Origin of the sequence: Micromonospora solifontis (assembly GCF_003725545.1) — a bacterium.
Classification (GTDB): domain Bacteria; phylum Actinomycetota; class Actinomycetes; order Mycobacteriales; family Micromonosporaceae; genus Micromonospora; species Micromonospora solifontis.
Genome location: NZ_RJLN01000013.1, coordinates 1 through 16,710 on the forward strand (window position 1 = coordinate 1; position 16,710 = coordinate 16,710).

Consider the following 16,710-nt stretch of genomic DNA (forward strand, 5'->3'; position numbering starts at 1 on the left):
CAGAAGTCGCCGTCGGCGACCTGGAAGACGGTCAGGCCCAGCGAGCGCCACATCCGGACCACCTGCTGGCGGTCGTCGAACACCCCGACCACCCGGTACCGGTCCCGGATCTCCCGCTCGTAGATCTCCTGCTTGACCACGGCGTCCTTGCGGTGGTCGCCGATCGCCCGCAGGTGCAGCGCCAGGTACGGCACCCGGACGTGCCGGGCCAGCCAGGCCACCGTGTCGGCCCGCGCCGAGGCGTCCCGACCCGAGCAGAAGAGCACGCCGTGGCCGGCCGCGTGCATCGCCCGGACCGCCGCGATCACCGCCTCGTTCGGCGCGTCGTCGGCGACCCGGGTCATGTCGTACGGGCTGCGCGAGACGTTCAGCGCGACCGTGCCGTCGATGTCGACCAGCACGATGTCGGGGCGCTCGGCCCGGCCCGGCGCCACCCGGCCGGGGCCGCCCGTCCGGGCGGTCGGCACCGGCAGCGGCAGCGGGCGGTGGGCCAGGTAGCGCTCGTGCAGCCGGCGGATCGCCGCCTCGCCGACCCGGTCCTCCTCGGCCCGGGCGGCGTCCCGGCGCAGGCACTCGTCCAGCGGTACGTCGGTGAAGTCGTGCACCTCGAACGTGGCGCCGAAGCGTTCGGCCAGCTCAGCCCAGTCCCGGAGGGTACGGGAGCGCAGGTTGGTGTCGTCGACGCAGACGCTCACCCGGGCCGCCAGCAGCGCCTCCACCTGCGCCCGCTGGGCCCGGGTGACCTGCCCCTCGGCCCACTGGGTGAAGAGCCGCGCGCCGTGCATCATCCGGCGCAGGTCGTCCCGGTTGACCCGGACCACGTCGGGCTGGAGCCGCCGGGCGAAGGTGGTCTTGCCGGAGGCGGGCAGCCCGCGGGTGGCGATCAGGCGGAACATCCCCGTACCTCCCTGTTCGTTCCGGTCCTCCCCGTACCGCCTGACGAATGCCCGCGAGCCGCCCGGGAATGCGTCGGGGGAGGTGAGCGTTGAGCCTGCCGGACCTCGTGTGCGGCCCGCTCGCCGGGTCGGCTGCCGCCCATGGCACACTGGTCAATCGGCCACCGGTTCCGGTTCACGCCTGAGCCCGTCGGGACGACGGGGAGCACGACGGCGACCCGGCGACCATCCACGAAAGGACCGAGGCGACATGAAGCCCAACATCCACCCGGAGTACGTGACCACCGAGGTCCGCTGCTCCTGCGGCAACACCTTCACGACCCGCAGCACCGCCAAGGGCGGTGAGATCAGCGTCGAGACCTGCAGCGCCTGCCACCCGTTCTACACCGGTAAGCAGCGCGTGCTGGACACCGCCGGCCGGGTCGCGAAGTTCCAGCAGAAGTACGCCAAGGTTCAGGCCAAGAAGGCCAAGTAGCTCCGTCGACGACGCCCGTGTCCGGCTCCGCGCCGGGCGCGGGCGTTCGTCCGTTTCCGACCTTTCCTGTCCGTCCCCGCCCGTTCGTCGTCGTCGAAGGAGCATCCGCAGCATGAGCAGTGAGCGCCTGGCCGCCCTCCTCGACGAGTACGCCGACCTGGAGCGGCGGCTGGCGGATCCGGCCATCCACGCCGACCAGGCCACCGCCCGACGGGTCGGCCGGCGCTACGCCGAGCTGGTCCCGCTGCACAAGGCCGCCGGCGAGCTGGAGCAGGCCCGGGCCGACCTGGCCGCCGCCCGCGAACTGGCCGCCGAGGATCCGGCGTTCGCCGCCGAGGCGGAGGCCATCGCGGCGTCCCTGCCGGTGTTGGAGGAGAAGCTCGCCGAGCTGCTCATCCCGCGCGACCCGCACGACGCCAAGGACGTCATCGTCGAGATCAAGGCCGGCGAGGGCGGCGAGGAGTCGGCGCTGTTCGCGGGCGACCTGCTCCGGATGTACACCCGGTACGCCGAGCGGCACGGCTGGGTCACCGAGGTGATCGACTCCCAGGACTCCGACCTCGGCGGCGTCAAGGACGTCTCCCTGGCGATCAAGGCCAAGGGCGTCCCGGAGGGCGGCAACGGGGTCTGGTCCCGGCTCAAGTGGGAGGGCGGCGTGCACCGGGTGCAGCGCGTCCCGGTCACCGAGTCGCAGGGCCGGATCCACACCAGCGCGGCCGGCGTGCTGGTGCTGCCCGAGGCCGAGGACGTCGACGTCACCATCGACCCGAACGACCTGCGCATCGACGTGTTCCGCTCGTCCGGCCCCGGCGGCCAGTCGGTCAACACCACCGACTCGGCGGTCCGGATCACCCACGTGCCGACCGGGATCGTGGTCTCCTGCCAGAACGAGAAGTCGCAGCTGCAGAACCGGGAGCAGGCGATGCGGATCCTGCGGGCCCGGCTGCTCGCGGTGGCCCAGGAGCAGGCCGACGCCGCCGCCTCGGACGCCCGCAAGGCGCAGGTCCGCACGGTGGACCGGTCGGAGCGGATCCGCACGTACAACTTCCCGCAGAACCGGATCACCGATCACCGGATCGGCTACACGGCGTACAACCTCGACCTGGCCCTCGGCGGCGAGCTGGACGGCGTCCTGGACGCGCTCGCCGAGGCCGACCGCGCCGCCCGCCTCGCCGGCGAAACGGAACTCACCCGCCGCTGACGCCCCGCACCACCCCCCAAGATCCGCCCTGATTCACGGAAAGAGTGGCCATTCCGTCCCGGATGGCCACTCTTTCCGTGAACGAGCGCGCACGCCGCTGGCGGGCGGGGGCGTGTGGGGTCAGGAGGCGCGGAGGCGGTCCTTGGCGCGGAGCATCTCCCGGTCGGCGAGCTCGAACGCGGCGCCCAGGGCCTCCCGGACGCTCGCCCCGGAGCCGCCGTTCACCTCGGCGAAGCCGATGCTCACCCCGACCGGGGTCCCGGGCACCAGCGACTCCCAGTCCTCGGTGCGGACGGCGGCCTGGATCCGGCGGGCCACCTCGGCCGCCTCGGTCATGCCCGCCTCGGGCAGCACCACGACGAACTCGTCCCCGCCGTAGCGGGCCACGAAGTCGCCGCGCCGCATCACCCGGTTGATCACCCCGGCGATGCGCTGCAGCACCAGGTCCCCCGAATGGTGGCCGTGCCGGGTGTTCACCGCCTTGAAGCCGTCCAGGTCGCAGACGCCGATCACCACCTGCTCGCCCCGGGCCACCACCGCGCCGATGTACCGCTCCAGCCGGCGGCGGTTGGGCAGCCCGGTGAGCGGGTCGGTGAGCGCCTCGCCCTCGTAGCGGGCGGCCTCGCGGCGCATCTCCTCGTGGTCGATCCGGGCGGCGATGCCGTCGATGTAGACGTCCCGCAGCCGGTCGTTGCGCTGGGCCGCGAGCCGGAACGCGTGCCGGTCGGCCCGGTGCGCCGCGGCGTGGTCCCCGGCGCGGGCCAGCGCGATGCTGCGCAGCCGGGGTGCCTCGGCCGCGCCGAGCGTCTCGCTGGAGACCCGGATGGTGTCCAGCCGGGTGACCGCCTCGATCGGCCGGCCGTCCGCGATGGCCAGGCAGACCTGCCCGAGCTGGCGCAGGTCCCGGGCCCGGGCGCTGTCGCCGCCGTGCCCGATCAGCCGCGCGGGGTCGGCGTCGGTGCCGGCCTCCACCCGGTCGCCGAGAGCGGCCCGGCGGGCGGCGGCGTACCCGTACGCGGCCAGGCTGCTCGGCCGGAGGCTGCCGGCCCGCCCGCTGCGCAGGAAGCGGTTGAGGTCGCCGGCCACGTCGCGCAGCACCCGCAGGCAGCCGTCGCTGTCGCCGTTGTGGTCGAGGGCGACCGCGTTGCGCAGCCGGATGCCCGGCGCGGCGAAGGTCTCCTCGGGGATGCCGGCGGTGAGGCCCACCTGGCGGGCGCGTTCGATCGCGCCGAGGGCGTGCCCGTGGAAGCTGAGGTACGAGTAGGCCATCGCCAGGTCGTGCCAGCCCCACGCGGTGTCCCGGTCCGGGTCGTCGTCGGCGGTCAGCGCCCGGGCCGCCTTCACCAGGTGGGTGACGCACCGGTCCAGCGCCCCCTGGTGGTGCGCGGCGAGCGCCGCCAGGGCGTTCAGGTGCCCGTGCAGGTACGGCTCGGCCAGGTCCCGGACGGCGGACGACGCCTCCTCGATGGCCCGGGTGAACTCGGCGGTGCGACCGAGATTGATCAGCGCGGAGAGGCGCTGCACCAGCGCGTCGGCCCGGGCGTACGGGTCGTCGGTGGTGCGGATCACCCGGTCGAGCAGGCCGCAGGCCTCGGCCGAGCGGCTGGACTCCTGCAGTGTCCGGGCACGCCGCAGGGCGTCAACCTGGTCCTCGACCCGGTCGAGCCAGCCCACCCGCGACCTCCCTGTCGGTGTGCCTGCCGGACGCACCCGCTCGTGCTGCGAACCCGCGACGCTTCATGATTATGTCGTGACCTTCCTCCCGCAACACCCGTCCGAAGGGACAGAACGCGAGCGGCCCTCACTGGTCGTCGCCCGGGCGGCCCGGCTGCTGGCCGCGGCCGGGATCGAGTCGCCCCGGGCGGAGGCCGAGCTGCTCGGCGCGTACGTGCTGGAGGTGCCGCGCGGCCGGCTGGCGCTGGCCGACGGCTTCACGCCGGCCCAGCGGGAGCGGCTGGACGCGCTGGTGGCGCGGCGGGTCACCCGGGAGCCGCTGCAGCACCTCACCGGGGTGGCCGGCTTCCGGCACCTGGAGCTGGCCGTCGGACCCGGGGTGTTCGTGCCCCGTCCGGAGACCGAGCTGCTGGCGGGCTGGGGGGTGGCGCAGGGCCGGCGGCACGCCGCCCCGCTGGTGGTGGACCTGTGCAGCGGCTCCGGCGCGATCGCCCTGGCGGTCGCCCAGGAGCTGCCGGCGGCCCGGGTGGTGGCCGTCGAGCGGTCCCCGGCCGCGCTGGACTGGCTGCGCCGCAACGCGGCCGCGCGGGCCGCCGCCGGGGACACCCCGATCGAGGTGGTCGCGGCCGACGTCACCGCCCCGGACCTCCTGGCCGACCTGGTCGGGCGGGTCGACGTCCTGCTCTGCAACCCGCCGTACGTGCCGCGGTCGATGGCCGTCCCGCCCGAGGTGGCCGGGCACGACCCGGACGAGGCGGTCTTCGGCGGCGGGGACGGGCTGGACGTGATCCGTCCGGTGGTGGCCCGGGCGGCGGAGCTGCTGCGCCCCGGCGGCGCGCTGGGGATCGAGCACGACGACACGCACGGCGCGGCGGTGCCGGGGCTGCTCGCCGCCGACGGCCGGTACGCGCACGTCGAGGAGCACCGGGACCTGGCCGGCCGGCCCCGGTTCGCCACCGCGTCCCGGCGGGCGGACGGCCAGCACGCCGACGCCGCCCCGGCGTGGCAGACTGGCTCCTCGTGATGCTCTACGACTGTCGGTCGCCCGCCGACCGGGACCGCGGCATCGCCGCTGCCATCGAGGCGGTCAAGAACGGGGAGCTCGTCGTCCTGCCGACCGACACGGTCTACGGCATCGGCGCCGACGCCTTCACCCCGTACGCGGTCAAGGCGCTCGCGGACGCCAAGGGCGGCGCCCGGCAGGCGCCCCCGGTGCTCATCGGCTCCCGGCACACCCTCGACGGTCTGGTCTTCTCGCTGCCCCGCTCGGCGCGGGACCTGGTCGAGGCGTTCTGGCCGGGCGCGCTGACGATCGTGGTGGAGCACTCGCCGAGCCTGGCCTGGGACCTGGGTGACTCCACCGGCACCGTGGCGGTCCGCATGCCGCTGCACCCGGTGGCGCTGGAGGTGCTGCGGGAGACCGGCCCGATGGCGGTCGCCTCGGCCAACAAGGTCGGCCAGCCGGCCGCGCTCACCGCCGAGGAGGCCCGCGAGCAGCTCGGCTACGGCGTCCGGGCCTACCTGGAGGCCGGCCCGGCGCTCGATCCGGTGCCGAGCACCGTCGTCGACCTCACCGGCGAGGTGCCCCGGGTGCTGCGCCAGGGGGCGGTGTCCCTGGAGAAGCTGCGCGACGTGGTGCCGGACATCCTCGACGAGCGGGGGGTCTGAGTGCCGCCGTTCACCGTCCTGCACGTCTGCATGGGCAACATCTGCCGGTCCCCGATGGCCGAGCGGCTACTGGTGCTCGCGGTCCGGGAGCGGCTGGGCCGCCTCGGCGCCGACCCGGACCGCTCCGACGAGCTGCTGCACAGTCACAGCGCCGGCACCGGCGGCTGGCACGCCGGCGAGGAGATGAACCCGCCGGCGGCCCGGCAGGTGACCTCGCGCGGCGGTGCGGTGGCCGGCTTCGCCGCCCGCAAGCTGCGCTCCGACCTGATCGACGCCGCCGACCTGGTCCTCACCGCCACCGCCGACCAGCAGGAGTACGTGGTGGCGCTGCGGCCGGACGCCGCCGCGCGTACCTTCGTGCTGGGCGAGTTCGGCCGGCTGCTGGGCGGGGTGGACGTCGCCGCCCTGCCTCCGGTCGAGGCGACCCCGGACGCGGTGTACGCCCGGGGCGTGGCGCTGGTGTCGGCGGTGGACGCGGCCCGGCAGGGTGCTGCCGCGCTGCCCACGGACGACCTCGACGACCCCTGGGGCCGGGGAGATCAGTGCTTCAGCCGGGTGGCCGACGAGATCGAGGAGACGGTCCAGCCGCTGGCCGCAGCCCTCCTGCCCTGAGGTTCATCCTTTCTCGCGAACTTTCTGCGCGTTTAAGGGAAGAAGGCGGCACAACCGCCGATTCCGGTCATTCTGAACGGGTCCCATGGCCGGCTCCTGCGGGGAGAGCTGATGAACCGGGCCCATCTCGACAAGCTGTTCACCGTCCTGCTCGCCGGCGTGCTCGCCGGACTCGCCCTGGCGGCGGCCGCGCTACCGGCCGCGCTGGTGTTCGGGCTCGGCTTCAAGAACCTGATGCCCTACACCGCGCTGCCCGAGTCGCTGCGTACGCCGCAGCCGGCACAGCGGTCCAACCTCTACGCCAACGACGGCCGCACCCTGATCACCTCGTTCTACGTCGAGGACCGGGTGGACGTGCCGGTCGCCGAGGTGGCGCCGGTGATGCGGCAGGCCATCGTGGCCGCCGAGGACGTCCGGTTCTACCAGCACCACGGCGTCGACCTGCGGGGCGTGGTGCGCGCCTTCACGGTCAACCGGCGGGAGGGCGGCACCCGGCAGGGCGCCTCCACGCTGACCATGCAGTACGTCCGCAACGCGCTGGCGGGTGATCCGCGGCTGACGGAGCAGCAGCGAGCGGCCGCCACCGAGGTCACCGTGGGCCGCAAGGTCCGCGAGATGCGGTACGCGCTGGCCCTGGAGCGCGAGCTGAGCAAGGACGAGATCCTCGGCCGCTACCTGAACATCGCGTACTTCGGCGCCGGGGCGTACGGCATCGCCGCGGCCAGCAAGCGCTACTTCTCCACCACGCCGGACAAGCTGACCCTGGCCCAGGCGGCGCTGCTCGCCGGGCTGGTCCGCTCGCCCGACACCGACGACCCGATCAACGGCGACGCCGACGCGGCGATCGGGCGCCGGGCGTACGTGCTGGACCGGATGGTGGAGACCGGGCAGCTCGCCGCCGCGGACGCCGTCCGGGCGAAGGCCGAGCAGCTCCACCTCAAGCCCAGCGCCACGCCGAACGACTGCGCCGCGGTTCCCGAGGAGCACAACGACTGGGCCTTCTTCTGCGACTGGTTCACCCAGTGGTGGAACGCCCAGCCGGCCTTCGGCAAGTCCGAGGACGAGCGGCAGCGGACGCTGCGCCGGGGCGGCTGGAAGATCGTCACCTCGCTCGACCCGGACGTGCAGCGCATGGCCACCGAGCAGGTGCTGCGGATCTACGCGACGAGCAACCAGCGGGCCGCGCCCACCGCGGTGGTGCAACCCGGCACCGGCCGGGTGCTGGCCATGGCGGTGAACCGGACCTACAGCGTGGCAGCCAACCCGGACGGGCAGCAGAACTACCCGAACACGGTCAACCAGTTGGTGGCCGGAGGCGGCGGGATCGTCGGCTACCAGGCCGGCTCGACCTTCAAGCTCTTCGCGCTGCTCGCCGCGCTGGAGTCCGGACTGCCCTTGGACACCGACTTCGACGCGCCACGCATCTACGTCACCGATTTCCCGGTCGACGGCGGCCCGGCGAGCTGCGGCGGGTACTGGTGCCCGGAGAACGCCAGCCCGTCATGGATGGACGGCCACCGCACCATGTGGAGCGCCTTCGGCCGCTCGGTCAACACGTACTTCGCCTGGCTCACCGAGCGGGTGGGGGCGGACCGGGTGGTGGAGATGGCTCAGCGGCTCGGCATCGTGCTGCGCTCGCCGTCGGACGCCAAGCTGGCCCGCGAGGGCGCGAAGAACTGGGGCCCGTTCACGCTTGGCGTCGTCGACACCACCCCGCTGGACGTGGCCAACGCGTACGCGACGGTGGCGGCCGAGGGGGTCTGGTGCCGACCCACCCCGGTCACCTCGATCACCGACGCCACCGGCCGGAAGGTGGCCGCCGGGAACACCGACTGCCGGCAGGTGCTCGACACCGACGTGGCCCGGGCGGCGGCGGACGCCTCCCGCTGCCCGGTCGGCGACCAGTCGATGTACCGCCGCTGCGACGGCGGCACCGCCGAGGAACTGGCGCCCGGGCTGCGCCGGCCGCTCGCCGGCAAGACCGGCAGCTCGGAGCGGAACGCGACCGAGACGGTGGTGGCCTTCACCCCGCAGCTCGCCGTCGCCACCATCGCCGCGAATCCGGACAACCCCCAGGACGCCGTCGGCGGCGGCGTGCAGACCCGGCAGATCTCCGCCGTCGGCAACCTGCTGGCGTACGCCCTGCGGGACGAACCCGTCCGGGACTTCGTCCCGCCCAGCCAGTCCATCGCCTACCGCCAGACCGCCCCCCGCACCGGCAACTAGCCCCACGGCCCACCTCGGCGATCTTGCACTTGTGGTGCCGGCACAGGCCGCGAACCACCTGCAAGATCGCCGGGGTGGGTGGGGGGGGTTACGGGGGTGGGTGTTCGGCGCCGCGGGCGATGTTGCGGGCCATGCCGCCGAAGACGACCGCGTGGAACGGGAAGACCGAGCCCCAGTAGAGGTGGCCGGCGAGGCCGTGGGGGAGGAAGACGGCGCGCTGGACGTACCGGCTGCGGCCGTCGCCGTCCGGCTCGGCGCGCATCTCCAGCCAGGCGCGGCCGGGCAGCCGCATCTCGGCGCGGAGCCGGAGCAGCTCGCCGGGGACGATCTCCTCGACCCGCCAGAAGTCCAGCGCCTCGCCCACCTGCAGGTGGTGCGGGTCGCGCCGCCCCCGGCGCAGCCCGACCCCGCCGATCAGCCGGTCCAGCCAGCCCCGGACCGACCAGGCCAGCGGGAAGGAGTACCAGCCGTGCTCGCCGCCGACCCCCTCGATGACCCGCCACAGCGCGCCCGCCGGTGCGGCCACCTCCCGCTCCCGCAGGTCGGTGTACGCGGTCCCGCCGGACCACTTCGGGTCGCTGGGCAGCGGCTCGGCCGGGGCGTCCGGCCCGCTCGCCGTGGACCAGCGGGTCTCCACCGCGGCGTCGCGCACCTTGGCCAGCGCCAGGGCGACGGCCTGGTCGAAGCCGGTCAACCCGTCGGGCGGGTCGGGGACGTACCGGGCGATGTCGTGTTCGCGGGCGACCGCCTCGTGGACCAGGCTCTCCACCAGCGGCCGGGCGATCGAGCTCGGTACCGGCGTGACCCAGCCGACCCAGTGCGAGGAGAGCGACGGGGTCAGCACCCGCACCGGGAGGATCAGCCGCCGGGGCAGCTCCGCCACCCGGGCGTACCGCCGCATCATCTGCTCGAAGGTGAGCACCTCCGGCCCGCCGATGTCGAACGCCCGGTTCACCTCGGGCGGCAGGGTCGTGCAGCCGACCAGGTAGCGCAGCACGTCGCGGACCGCGATCGGCTGGATCCGGTTGCGGACCCAGCGCGGGGTGACCATCGCCGGCAGCCGCTCGGTCAGGTAGCGCAGCATCTCGAACGAGGCCGAGCCGGAACCGATGATCACCGCGGCCCGGAGCACGGCGGTCGGCACGCCGCTGTCCAGCAGGATCCGGCCCACCTCCGCCCGGGACCGCAGGTGCGCCGAGGGAAGCCCGTCCCGTTCCTTCGGCTCCGGGCCGCCGAGGTAGACGATCCGGCGTACGCCGGCGGCGTGGGCGGCCGCCGCGAAGTTGGTCGCCGCCTCCCGGTCGGCCGCCTCGAAGCCCGACTGGCCGAGCGAGTGGACCAGGTAGTACGCCACGTCGACGCCCTCGAACGCGGCCGGCAGCGTCTCCGGCTTCCGCAGGTCACCCTCGGCGATCTCGGCCTGGGCCGCCCACGGCACGTCCCGCAGCCGCCCGGCCTTGCGGGCCAGGCAGCGTACGACGTGTCCCTCGGCGAGCAGGCGGGGCGCGAGCCGGCCGCCGATGTAACCGGTCGCGCCGGTGACGAGGCATCTCACGGCTTCCAGTCTGCGGCTCCGTAGACTCCCTCGTTGTGGAGAACGCGAGGGAAACCTTCTGGGGGCCGGACTTCCAGCAGCTCAGCACCGTCGACCCGGAGATCGCCGGGGTGGTGCTCGGTGAGCTGGACCGGCTGCGCGGCGGCCTGCAACTGATCGCCAGCGAGAACCTCACCTCGCCGGCGGTGCTTGCCGCCCTCGGCTCCACGCTCACCAACAAGTACGCCGAGGGCTACCCGGGCCGGCGCTACTACGGCGGCTGCGCCGAGGTGGACCGGGCCGAGGAGATCGGCATCGCCCGGGCGAAGGAGCTGTTCGGGGCCGAGCACGCCAACCTCCAGCCGCACTCCGGCGCCAACGCCAACCTGGCCGCGTACGCCGCCCTGGTGCAGCCGGGCGACACGGTGCTGGCGATGGACCTGCCGCACGGTGGCCACCTGACCCACGGCAGCCGGGTGAACTTCTCCGGCAAGTGGTTCCACCCGGTCGGCTACCCGGTCCGGCGGGACACCGAGCTGATCGACTACGACGAGGTGCGCGACCTGGCCCGGGCGCACCGCCCCAAGATGATCATCTGTGGCGCGACGGCGTACCCCCGGCTGATCGACTTCGCCCGGTTCCGGGAGATCGCCGACGAGGTCGACGCGTACCTGATGGTGGACGCCGCCCACTTCATCGGGCTGGTCGCCGGGCGGGCCGTCCCGTCCCCGGTGCCGTACGCCGACGTCGTCTGCGCCACCACCCACAAGGTGCTGCGCGGCCCGCGCGGCGGCATGATCCTCTGCCGCGAGTCGCTGGCCTCCCGGATCGACAAGGCGGTCTTCCCGTTCACCCAGGGCGGTCCGCTGATGCACGCCGTCGCGGCCAAGGCGGTCGCCCTGCGCGAGGCCGCCCAGCCCGAGTTCCGGACGTACGCCGCCCAGGTGGTCAGCAACGCCCAGGCGCTCGCCGAGGGGCTGGCCGCCGAGGGGATGCGGCCGGTGTCCGGCGGCACCGACACCCACCTGGCCCTGATCGACCTGCGCGAGGCGGGGGTGACCGGCGCGGACGCCGAGGCGCGCTGCGACGCCGCGAGCATCACCCTGAACAAGAACGCGATCCCGTACGACCCGCAGAAGCCGATGGTCGCCTCCGGCATCCGGGTGGGCACCCCGAGCGTCACCACCCAGGGCATGCGCGAGGGGGAGATGCGGCGGATCGCCACGCTGATCGCCCGGGCCGTCCGGACCGATCCCGGGTCACCCGGGGGCGCCGACGAGCTGACCCGGATCGCCGCCGACGTGACCGAGCTGGTCACCGCCTTCCCGGCGTACCCCCGTGGCTGAGCCGGGGACGCGCGCGGCGGCGGACGCGAACGCGGACCGGGGTTGGCGGCTGCGGCACCTGCCGGTGCTGGTCGTCGCCTCGGTGCTGCTGGCCGCGGCGGCGGCGGTGGTCGGCGGGACGGTCCGGGGGGCGGACGGCGCGCTCGGCGCGGCGGCCGGCGTGGCCGTCACCGCGTTCGGCTACACGCTCACCACGGTCGTGCTGGCCTGGGCCGACGCCCGGGACCCGCAGCTCGTGCTCCCCTTCGGCCTGGGCCTCTACATCGCCAAGATGACCCTGCTCGGTGGGGTGATGGTGCTGGTGGGGGCGAGCGGCTGGCCGGGACTGATCCCGTTCTGCCTCGGCATCGCGGCGGGTGTGCTGGTCTGGACCGGGGTGCACATCTGGTGGCTGGCCACGGTGCACTCCCGGCGCGTCCACAGCTGACGGATCCCATCCTTCGGACGGCGCGCCGGTGTGTCCGCGATCGGTCATTCTCTCAGTGGCGAGGGAGGAGTAGCGTGCCTCCAGACGACTTCGCCCGCCCGTGTCCCACACAACCAGGTTGTGCGGGGGGTGAGGCACAGCCTCGTCTCCTCGACTGATATCGTTCGCCCCGTCATGGCCGGTGACCAGAAACCCCCCAACACTGGCGGCCCGGGCGACTCTCCGTCCGGTGCCGGTCAGGGTTGGACCGCGCTCTCGTACCTCATCGGGGGCATGCTCGTCTGGGGTTTCATCGGCTGGCTGGTCGACCGTTGGCTCGACACCGGGGGCATCGCCACCGGCGTCGGAGTAGTGCTCGGCATGGCCGGGGGGATCGTCCTGGTCGTCCGCCGACTGGGCACGCCTACTTAGGAAGGGACGCGGTGTTCGGACAGGCGAACGTCCTGGCAGCGGGCCAGGCGAAATTCCCACCCAGCGTGGAGGACTTCTACCTGCCCAGCATCCTGCCCTGGGGTGCGCACGACAACTACTGGTTCACCAAGATCACCGCCATGGTCTGGCTCGCCGTCGGCGTCCTGATCATCTTCTTCCTGGCCAGCTACCGGAAGCCGCAGCTGGTGCCGACCAAGAAGCAGTGGTTCGCCGAGTCGATCTACGGCTTCGTGCGGAACAACATCGCCGTCGACATGATCGGGCACCAGGGTGTGCGGTTCGCCCCGTACTTCACCACGCTCTTCTGCTTCATCCTGCTGACGAACGCGTTCGCGATCATCCCGTTCTTCCAGATCTCGCCGAACTCGCACATCGCCTTCCCGGCGTTCCTCGCCGTGATCAGCTACGTGATGTTCAACTGGATCGGCATCCGGCACCACGGCTTCGTGAAGTACTTCAAGAACTCGCTGGTCCCGCCGGCGCCCTGGTACATCCTGCCGCTGCTGATCCCGATCGAGTTCTTCTCGACCTTCCTGGTCCGGCCGTTCTCGCTGGCCGTCCGTCTCTTCGCGAACATGTTCGCCGGTCACATGCTCCTGCTGGTCTTCACGCTCGGCGGGTTCGCCATGCTCAGCGCCAACGCCTGGCTGGCGCCGGTCTCGGTGCTGTCCTGGGTGATGACGATCGCGCTGACCTTCCTCGAGTTCCTGGTGATCTGTCTGCAGGCGTACGTCTTCACGGTGCTGACCGCCAGCTACGTGCAGGGCGCGCTCGCCGAAGAGCACTGATCCACTCTTTCGCACCAACCGTTGTCGTCCCGCGTGACCGTCACGCGTGATAACCAGGAGGAACCGCAATGAGCATCCTTGCCGAGGTAACGGGCAGCACCGCTGCCATCGGTTACGGCCTGGCCGCCATCGGCCCGGGCATCGGCGTGGGCCTGGTCTTCTCGGCCTACATCCAGTCGACGGCCCGCCAGCCGGAGTCGTCCCGGATGACCCTCCCGTACGTCTGGATCGGCTTCGCCGTCATCGAGGCCCTGGCGCTGCTCGGTATCGCCTTCGGCTTCATCTGGGCCGGCACCGCCTGATCCAGCCCCTCTGACCGGGAGGTTTTCCCATGTACTTCCTCGCCGCTGAGGGTGGTGAAGCGGCCCACAACCCGATCATTCCTGCCTGGCAGGAGATCGTGGTCGGTGGGATCGCCTTCATCGTGCTCTGCTTCGTGCTGATGAAGTTCGTCTTCCCGCGGATGGAGCAGACGTTCCAGGCCCGGGTCGACGCTATCGAGGGCGGCATCAAGCGCGCCGAGGCCGCCCAGGCCGAGGCCAACCAGCTGCTCGAGCAGTACCGGGCCCAGCTCGCGGAGGCGCGTACCGACGCCGCCAAGATCCGCGACGACGCCCGGGCCGACGCCGAGGGCATCCGCCAGGACATCCTCGCCAAGGCGCGCGAGGAGTCCGACCGGATCATCGCCGCCGGCAAGGAGCAGCTCGCCGCCGAGCGGGCCACCATCGTGCGCGAGCTGCGCACCGAGGTCGGCGCCATCGCGGTGGACCTGGCCAGCAAGATCGTCGGTGAGTCGCTCGCCGACGAGGCGCGCCGCAAGGGCACCGTGGACCGGTTCCTGAGCGGTCTCGAGAGCACGGGGGCCCGCTGATGCAGGCCGCCAGCCGGGAGTCGTACAAGGTCGCGGCCGAGCGCCTCGACGCGTACGCCCGCGGCGCGGAGCCGTCGGCGGTGGTCTCCACCGCCGACGACATCCTCTCCGTCGCCGCCCTGCTGCGGCGCGAGCCGCGGCTGCGCCGGGCGCTGTCGGACCCGGCCCGTTCGGGTGAGGACCGCGCCGGGCTGCTGAACGCGATCCTCGCCGGCAAGGTCGGCGGGGACGCACTCGAGCTGCTGGCCGCGCTGGCCTCCGGCCGCTGGTCGGCCCCGTCGGAACTGCTCGACGGTGCCGAGCGGCTGGGCGTCGAGGCGCTCCTCGCGAGCGCCGACAAGGCTGGTGAGCTGGGCGAGGTCGAGGACGAGCTGTTCCGCTTCGGGCAGGTCGTCGCCGGCTCGGCGGAGCTGTCCAACGCGCTCTCCGACCCGATGGCCCCGGCCGAGCGGCGGGCCACCCTGGCCGGTCAGCTCCTCTCCGGCAAGGCCCGGCCGGTCACCGTCCGCCTCGTCGAGGCCGCGCTGGCCGGCTTCGGGGGACGCTCCTTCAGCGGGGCGCTCACCCGGCTGGTCGAGCTGGCCGCCGACCGGCGGGACCGTCAGGTCGCGTACGTGACCGTGGCGGCCCCGCTGAGTGACGAGGAGGAGCGACGCCTGGGTGCCCGCCTCTCCGAGATGTACGGTCGAGAGGTTTCCGTCAGGCAGACGGTCAACCCCGACGTGCTCGGTGGCGTGAGCGTGCGGGTCGGCTCCGACCTGTACGACGGCACCGTCCTGCGCCGCCTCAACGAGACCCGCAACGCGCTCGCGAAGCGCTGATCAGCGTCTTAGCAGCCCTGATTCGACGCCATCGGACCGGTCGGTACTAGGTATCCCGGGCCCCTGATACTTAAGGAAGCAGAGGATGGCCGAGCTGACCATCTCGACGGAGGAGATCCGCGGCGCCCTGGAGCGCTACGTCTCCTCCTACACGGCCGACGTCTCCCGCGAGGAGGTCGGCACCGTCGCCGACGCCGGCGACGGCATCGCCCACGTCGAGGGTCTGCCCTCGACCATGACCAACGAGCTCCTGGAGTTCGAGGACGGCACGCTCGGCGTGGCGCTGAACCTCGACGTCCGGGAGATCGGTGTCGTCGTCCTCGGTGACTTCGGCGGGATCGAAGAGGGTCAGCGCGTCAAGCGCACCGGCCGGGTGCTCTCCGTGCCGGTCGGCGACGCGTTCCTCGGCCGCGTGGTGAACGCGCTCGGTCAGCCGATCGACGGCCTCGGCGACATCGCCAACGAGGGCTACCGCGAGCTGGAGCTCCAGGCCCCGAACGTGATGTCCCGCAAGTCGGTCGACGAGCCGCTGCAGACCGGCCTCAAGGCCGTCGACGCGATGACGCCGATCGGCCGGGGCCAGCGCCAGCTGATCATCGGTGACCGGAAGACCGGCAAGACCACGGTCGCCCTGGACACCATCCTCAACCAGCGGGAGAACTGGCGCTCCGGCGACCCGAAGAAGCAGGTCCGCTGCATCTACGTCGCCGTCGGCCAGAAGGCCTCCACCATCGCCTCGATCAAGGGGACGCTGGAGGAGGCGGGCGCGATGGAGTACACCACCATCGTCGCCTCCCCGGCCTCCGACCCGGCCGGCTTCAAGTACCTCGCCCCGTACACCGGCTCGTCCATCGGCCAGCACTGGATGTACGGCGGCAAGCACGTTCTGATCGTCTTCGACGACCTGAGCAAGCAGGCCGAGGCGTACCGGGCCGTGTCGCTGCTGCTGCGCCGCCCGCCGGGCCGTGAGGCCTACCCGGGTGACGTCTTCTACCTGCACTCCCGGCTGCTGGAGCGCTGCGCCAAGCTCTCCGACGAGCTGGGCGGCGGCTCGATGACCGGCCTGCCGATCATCGAGACCAAGGCGAACGACATCTCGGCGTTCATCCCGACCAACGTCATCTCCATCACCGACGGCCAGATCTTCCTGGAGACCGACCTGTTCAACCAGGGCGTCCGGCCGGCCATCAACGTCGGCACCTCGGTCTCCCGGGTCGGTGGCGCCGCGCAGGTGAAGCCGATGAAGAAGGTCGCGGGTTCGCTCCGGCTCAATCTGGCCCAGTACCGCGAGCTGGAGGCGTTCGCCGCCTTCGCCTCCGACCTGGACAAGGCCTCCCGTGCCCAGCTGGAGCGCGGCGCCCGCCTGGTCGAGCTGCTCAAGCAGTCGAACTACTCGCCGTACCCGGTGCAGGAGCAGGTCGTCTCCGTCTGGGCCGGCACCGAGGGCAAGCTGGACGACGTCCCGGTCGGCGAGATCCGCCGCTTCGAGTCGGAGTTCCTGCAGTACCTCCGGCACAAGCACGAGGGCGTCCTGGCCACGATCGCCGACAACAAGTGGGACGACGAGATCATCGGCTCGCTCGACTCGGCCATCACCGAGTTCAAGCAGGTCTTCCTGGGCAAGGAGGACGAGGTCCGGATCAACGAGGCCCCGGCCAAGCCGCTCGAGGGCGAGGAGACCCGTGAGACGGTGACCCGCTTCCGCGAGGGCTCGACCGACCGCCCGGCTGAGAGCTGAC

The 16,710-nt window shown here is 72.7% G+C and carries 17 protein-coding genes; 14 read left to right on the top strand and 3 right to left on the bottom strand.

Annotated features, from left to right (window positions below; genetic code table 11):
• A partial coding sequence (locus EFE23_RS06730; RefSeq protein ID WP_123240028.1) for a phosphatase domain-containing protein occupies positions 1-896 on the bottom strand: 896 nt, incomplete at its 3' end.
• Between the two features lie 250 nt (positions 897-1,146).
• On the opposite strand from EFE23_RS06730, the gene rpmE reads away from it, so the two are divergent.
• Positions 1,147-1,371 (top strand): 50S ribosomal protein L31, encoded by a 225-nt coding sequence (gene rpmE, locus EFE23_RS06735; RefSeq protein WP_120679469.1) that lies wholly within the window; start codon positions 1,147-1,149, stop codon positions 1,369-1,371.
• A gap of 112 nt (positions 1,372-1,483) precedes the next feature.
• Positions 1,484-2,572: a peptide chain release factor 1 gene (gene prfA / locus EFE23_RS06740; protein ID WP_123240029.1), complete on the top strand. Its 1,089-nt coding sequence runs from the start codon at positions 1,484-1,486 to the stop codon at positions 2,570-2,572.
• Positions 2,573-2,692: 120 nt separating this feature from the next.
• Here prfA and EFE23_RS06745 read toward each other — a convergent pair whose 3' ends face one another.
• The gene (locus EFE23_RS06745) at positions 2,693-4,246 is read right to left on the bottom strand and encodes a GGDEF domain-containing protein (RefSeq protein ID WP_123240030.1); all 1,554 of its coding nucleotides are present in this window, start codon (positions 4,244-4,246) and stop codon (positions 2,693-2,695) included.
• Positions 4,247-4,322: 76 nt separating this feature from the next.
• Here EFE23_RS06745 and prmC point away from each other — a divergent pair, with 76 nt between their 5' ends.
• From prmC to EFE23_RS06765, 4 genes are all read left to right on the top strand, one after another.
• Positions 4,323-5,270, top strand: coding sequence for a peptide chain release factor N(5)-glutamine methyltransferase (prmC, locus tag EFE23_RS06750; protein WP_123240031.1), 948 nt, complete (start codon positions 4,323-4,325; stop codon positions 5,268-5,270).
• Complete coding sequence (locus EFE23_RS06755) at positions 5,270-5,914, top strand: L-threonylcarbamoyladenylate synthase (protein ID WP_123240094.1); 645 nt, start codon at positions 5,270-5,272, stop codon at positions 5,912-5,914. Before prmC ends, EFE23_RS06755 begins: the two co-directional genes overlap by 1 nt.
• Positions 5,915-6,526 (top strand): arsenate reductase/protein-tyrosine-phosphatase family protein, encoded by a 612-nt coding sequence (locus EFE23_RS06760; protein ID WP_123240032.1) that lies wholly within the window; start codon positions 5,915-5,917, stop codon positions 6,524-6,526. It abuts the gene before it with no gap.
• A gap of 111 nt (positions 6,527-6,637) precedes the next feature.
• Positions 6,638-8,752 (top strand): transglycosylase domain-containing protein, encoded by a 2,115-nt coding sequence (locus EFE23_RS06765; RefSeq protein WP_123240033.1) that lies wholly within the window; start codon positions 6,638-6,640, stop codon positions 8,750-8,752.
• 88 nt (positions 8,753-8,840) lie between these two features.
• On the opposite strand, the gene EFE23_RS06770 is transcribed toward EFE23_RS06765, so the two are convergent.
• Positions 8,841-10,307: an SDR family oxidoreductase gene (locus EFE23_RS06770; RefSeq protein ID WP_123240034.1), complete on the bottom strand. Its 1,467-nt coding sequence runs from the start codon at positions 10,305-10,307 to the stop codon at positions 8,841-8,843.
• A 35-nt stretch (positions 10,308-10,342) separates the two neighbouring features.
• Between EFE23_RS06770 and glyA the strand changes: the two genes are divergently transcribed.
• The 8 genes from glyA to atpA all read left to right on the top strand — a co-directional run bounded on the left by glyA (position 10,343) and on the right by atpA (position 16,709).
• On the top strand, positions 10,343-11,632 hold the full coding sequence (gene glyA / locus EFE23_RS06775; RefSeq protein WP_123240035.1) for a serine hydroxymethyltransferase: 1,290 nt from the start codon (positions 10,343-10,345) through the stop codon (positions 11,630-11,632).
• Positions 11,625-12,059, top strand: a complete 435-nt coding sequence (locus tag EFE23_RS06780; protein WP_123240036.1) for a hypothetical protein — start codon at positions 11,625-11,627, stop codon at positions 12,057-12,059. Before glyA ends, EFE23_RS06780 begins: the two co-directional genes overlap by 8 nt.
• A 174-nt stretch (positions 12,060-12,233) precedes the next feature.
• Positions 12,234-12,470: an AtpZ/AtpI family protein gene (locus EFE23_RS06785; protein ID WP_123240095.1), complete on the top strand. Its 237-nt coding sequence runs from the start codon at positions 12,234-12,236 to the stop codon at positions 12,468-12,470.
• An 11-nt stretch (positions 12,471-12,481) separates the two neighbouring features.
• The gene (gene atpB, locus EFE23_RS06790; RefSeq protein WP_123240037.1) at positions 12,482-13,279 is read left to right on the top strand and encodes a F0F1 ATP synthase subunit A; all 798 of its coding nucleotides are present in this window, start codon (positions 12,482-12,484) and stop codon (positions 13,277-13,279) included.
• Between the two features lie 68 nt (positions 13,280-13,347).
• Complete coding sequence (locus EFE23_RS06795; protein WP_046563803.1) at positions 13,348-13,581, top strand: ATP synthase subunit C-like protein; 234 nt, start codon at positions 13,348-13,350, stop codon at positions 13,579-13,581.
• 29 nt (positions 13,582-13,610) lie between these two features.
• The gene (locus EFE23_RS06800) at positions 13,611-14,150 is read left to right on the top strand and encodes a F0F1 ATP synthase subunit B (protein WP_123240038.1); all 540 of its coding nucleotides are present in this window, start codon (positions 13,611-13,613) and stop codon (positions 14,148-14,150) included.
• The gene (locus EFE23_RS06805; RefSeq protein WP_123240039.1) at positions 14,150-14,971 is read left to right on the top strand and encodes a F0F1 ATP synthase subunit delta; all 822 of its coding nucleotides are present in this window, start codon (positions 14,150-14,152) and stop codon (positions 14,969-14,971) included. The genes EFE23_RS06800 and EFE23_RS06805 overlap by 1 nt, the downstream gene beginning before the upstream one ends.
• Positions 14,972-15,056: 85 nt before the next feature.
• Entirely contained in the window at positions 15,057-16,709 is a 1,653-nt protein-coding gene (gene atpA / locus EFE23_RS06810) for a F0F1 ATP synthase subunit alpha (RefSeq protein ID WP_123240040.1), read from the top strand.
• The last annotated feature ends 1 nt before the right edge of the window (position 16,710 follow it).

What these genes read in the sequence shown, in the direction of transcription:
- rpmE (WP_120679469.1), top strand. Translation starts at nt 1,147, where the DNA reads ATGAAGCCCAACATCCACCCGGAGTACGTGACCACCGAGGTCCGCTGC.
- prfA (WP_123240029.1), top strand. Translation starts at nt 1,484, where the DNA reads ATGAGCAGTGAGCGCCTGGCCGCCCTCCTCGACGAGTACGCCGACCTG.
- EFE23_RS06755 (WP_123240094.1), top strand. Translation starts at nt 5,270, where the DNA reads ATGCTCTACGACTGTCGGTCGCCCGCCGACCGGGACCGCGGCATCGCC.
- EFE23_RS06765 (WP_123240033.1), top strand. Translation starts at nt 6,638, where the DNA reads ATGAACCGGGCCCATCTCGACAAGCTGTTCACCGTCCTGCTCGCCGGC.
- EFE23_RS06785 (WP_123240095.1), top strand. Translation starts at nt 12,234, where the DNA reads ATGGCCGGTGACCAGAAACCCCCCAACACTGGCGGCCCGGGCGACTCT.
- EFE23_RS06795 (WP_046563803.1), top strand. Translation starts at nt 13,348, where the DNA reads ATGAGCATCCTTGCCGAGGTAACGGGCAGCACCGCTGCCATCGGTTAC.
- EFE23_RS06800 (WP_123240038.1), top strand. Translation starts at nt 13,611, where the DNA reads ATGTACTTCCTCGCCGCTGAGGGTGGTGAAGCGGCCCACAACCCGATC.
- EFE23_RS06805 (WP_123240039.1), top strand. Translation starts at nt 14,150, where the DNA reads ATGCAGGCCGCCAGCCGGGAGTCGTACAAGGTCGCGGCCGAGCGCCTC.
- atpA (WP_123240040.1), top strand. Translation starts at nt 15,057, where the DNA reads ATGGCCGAGCTGACCATCTCGACGGAGGAGATCCGCGGCGCCCTGGAG.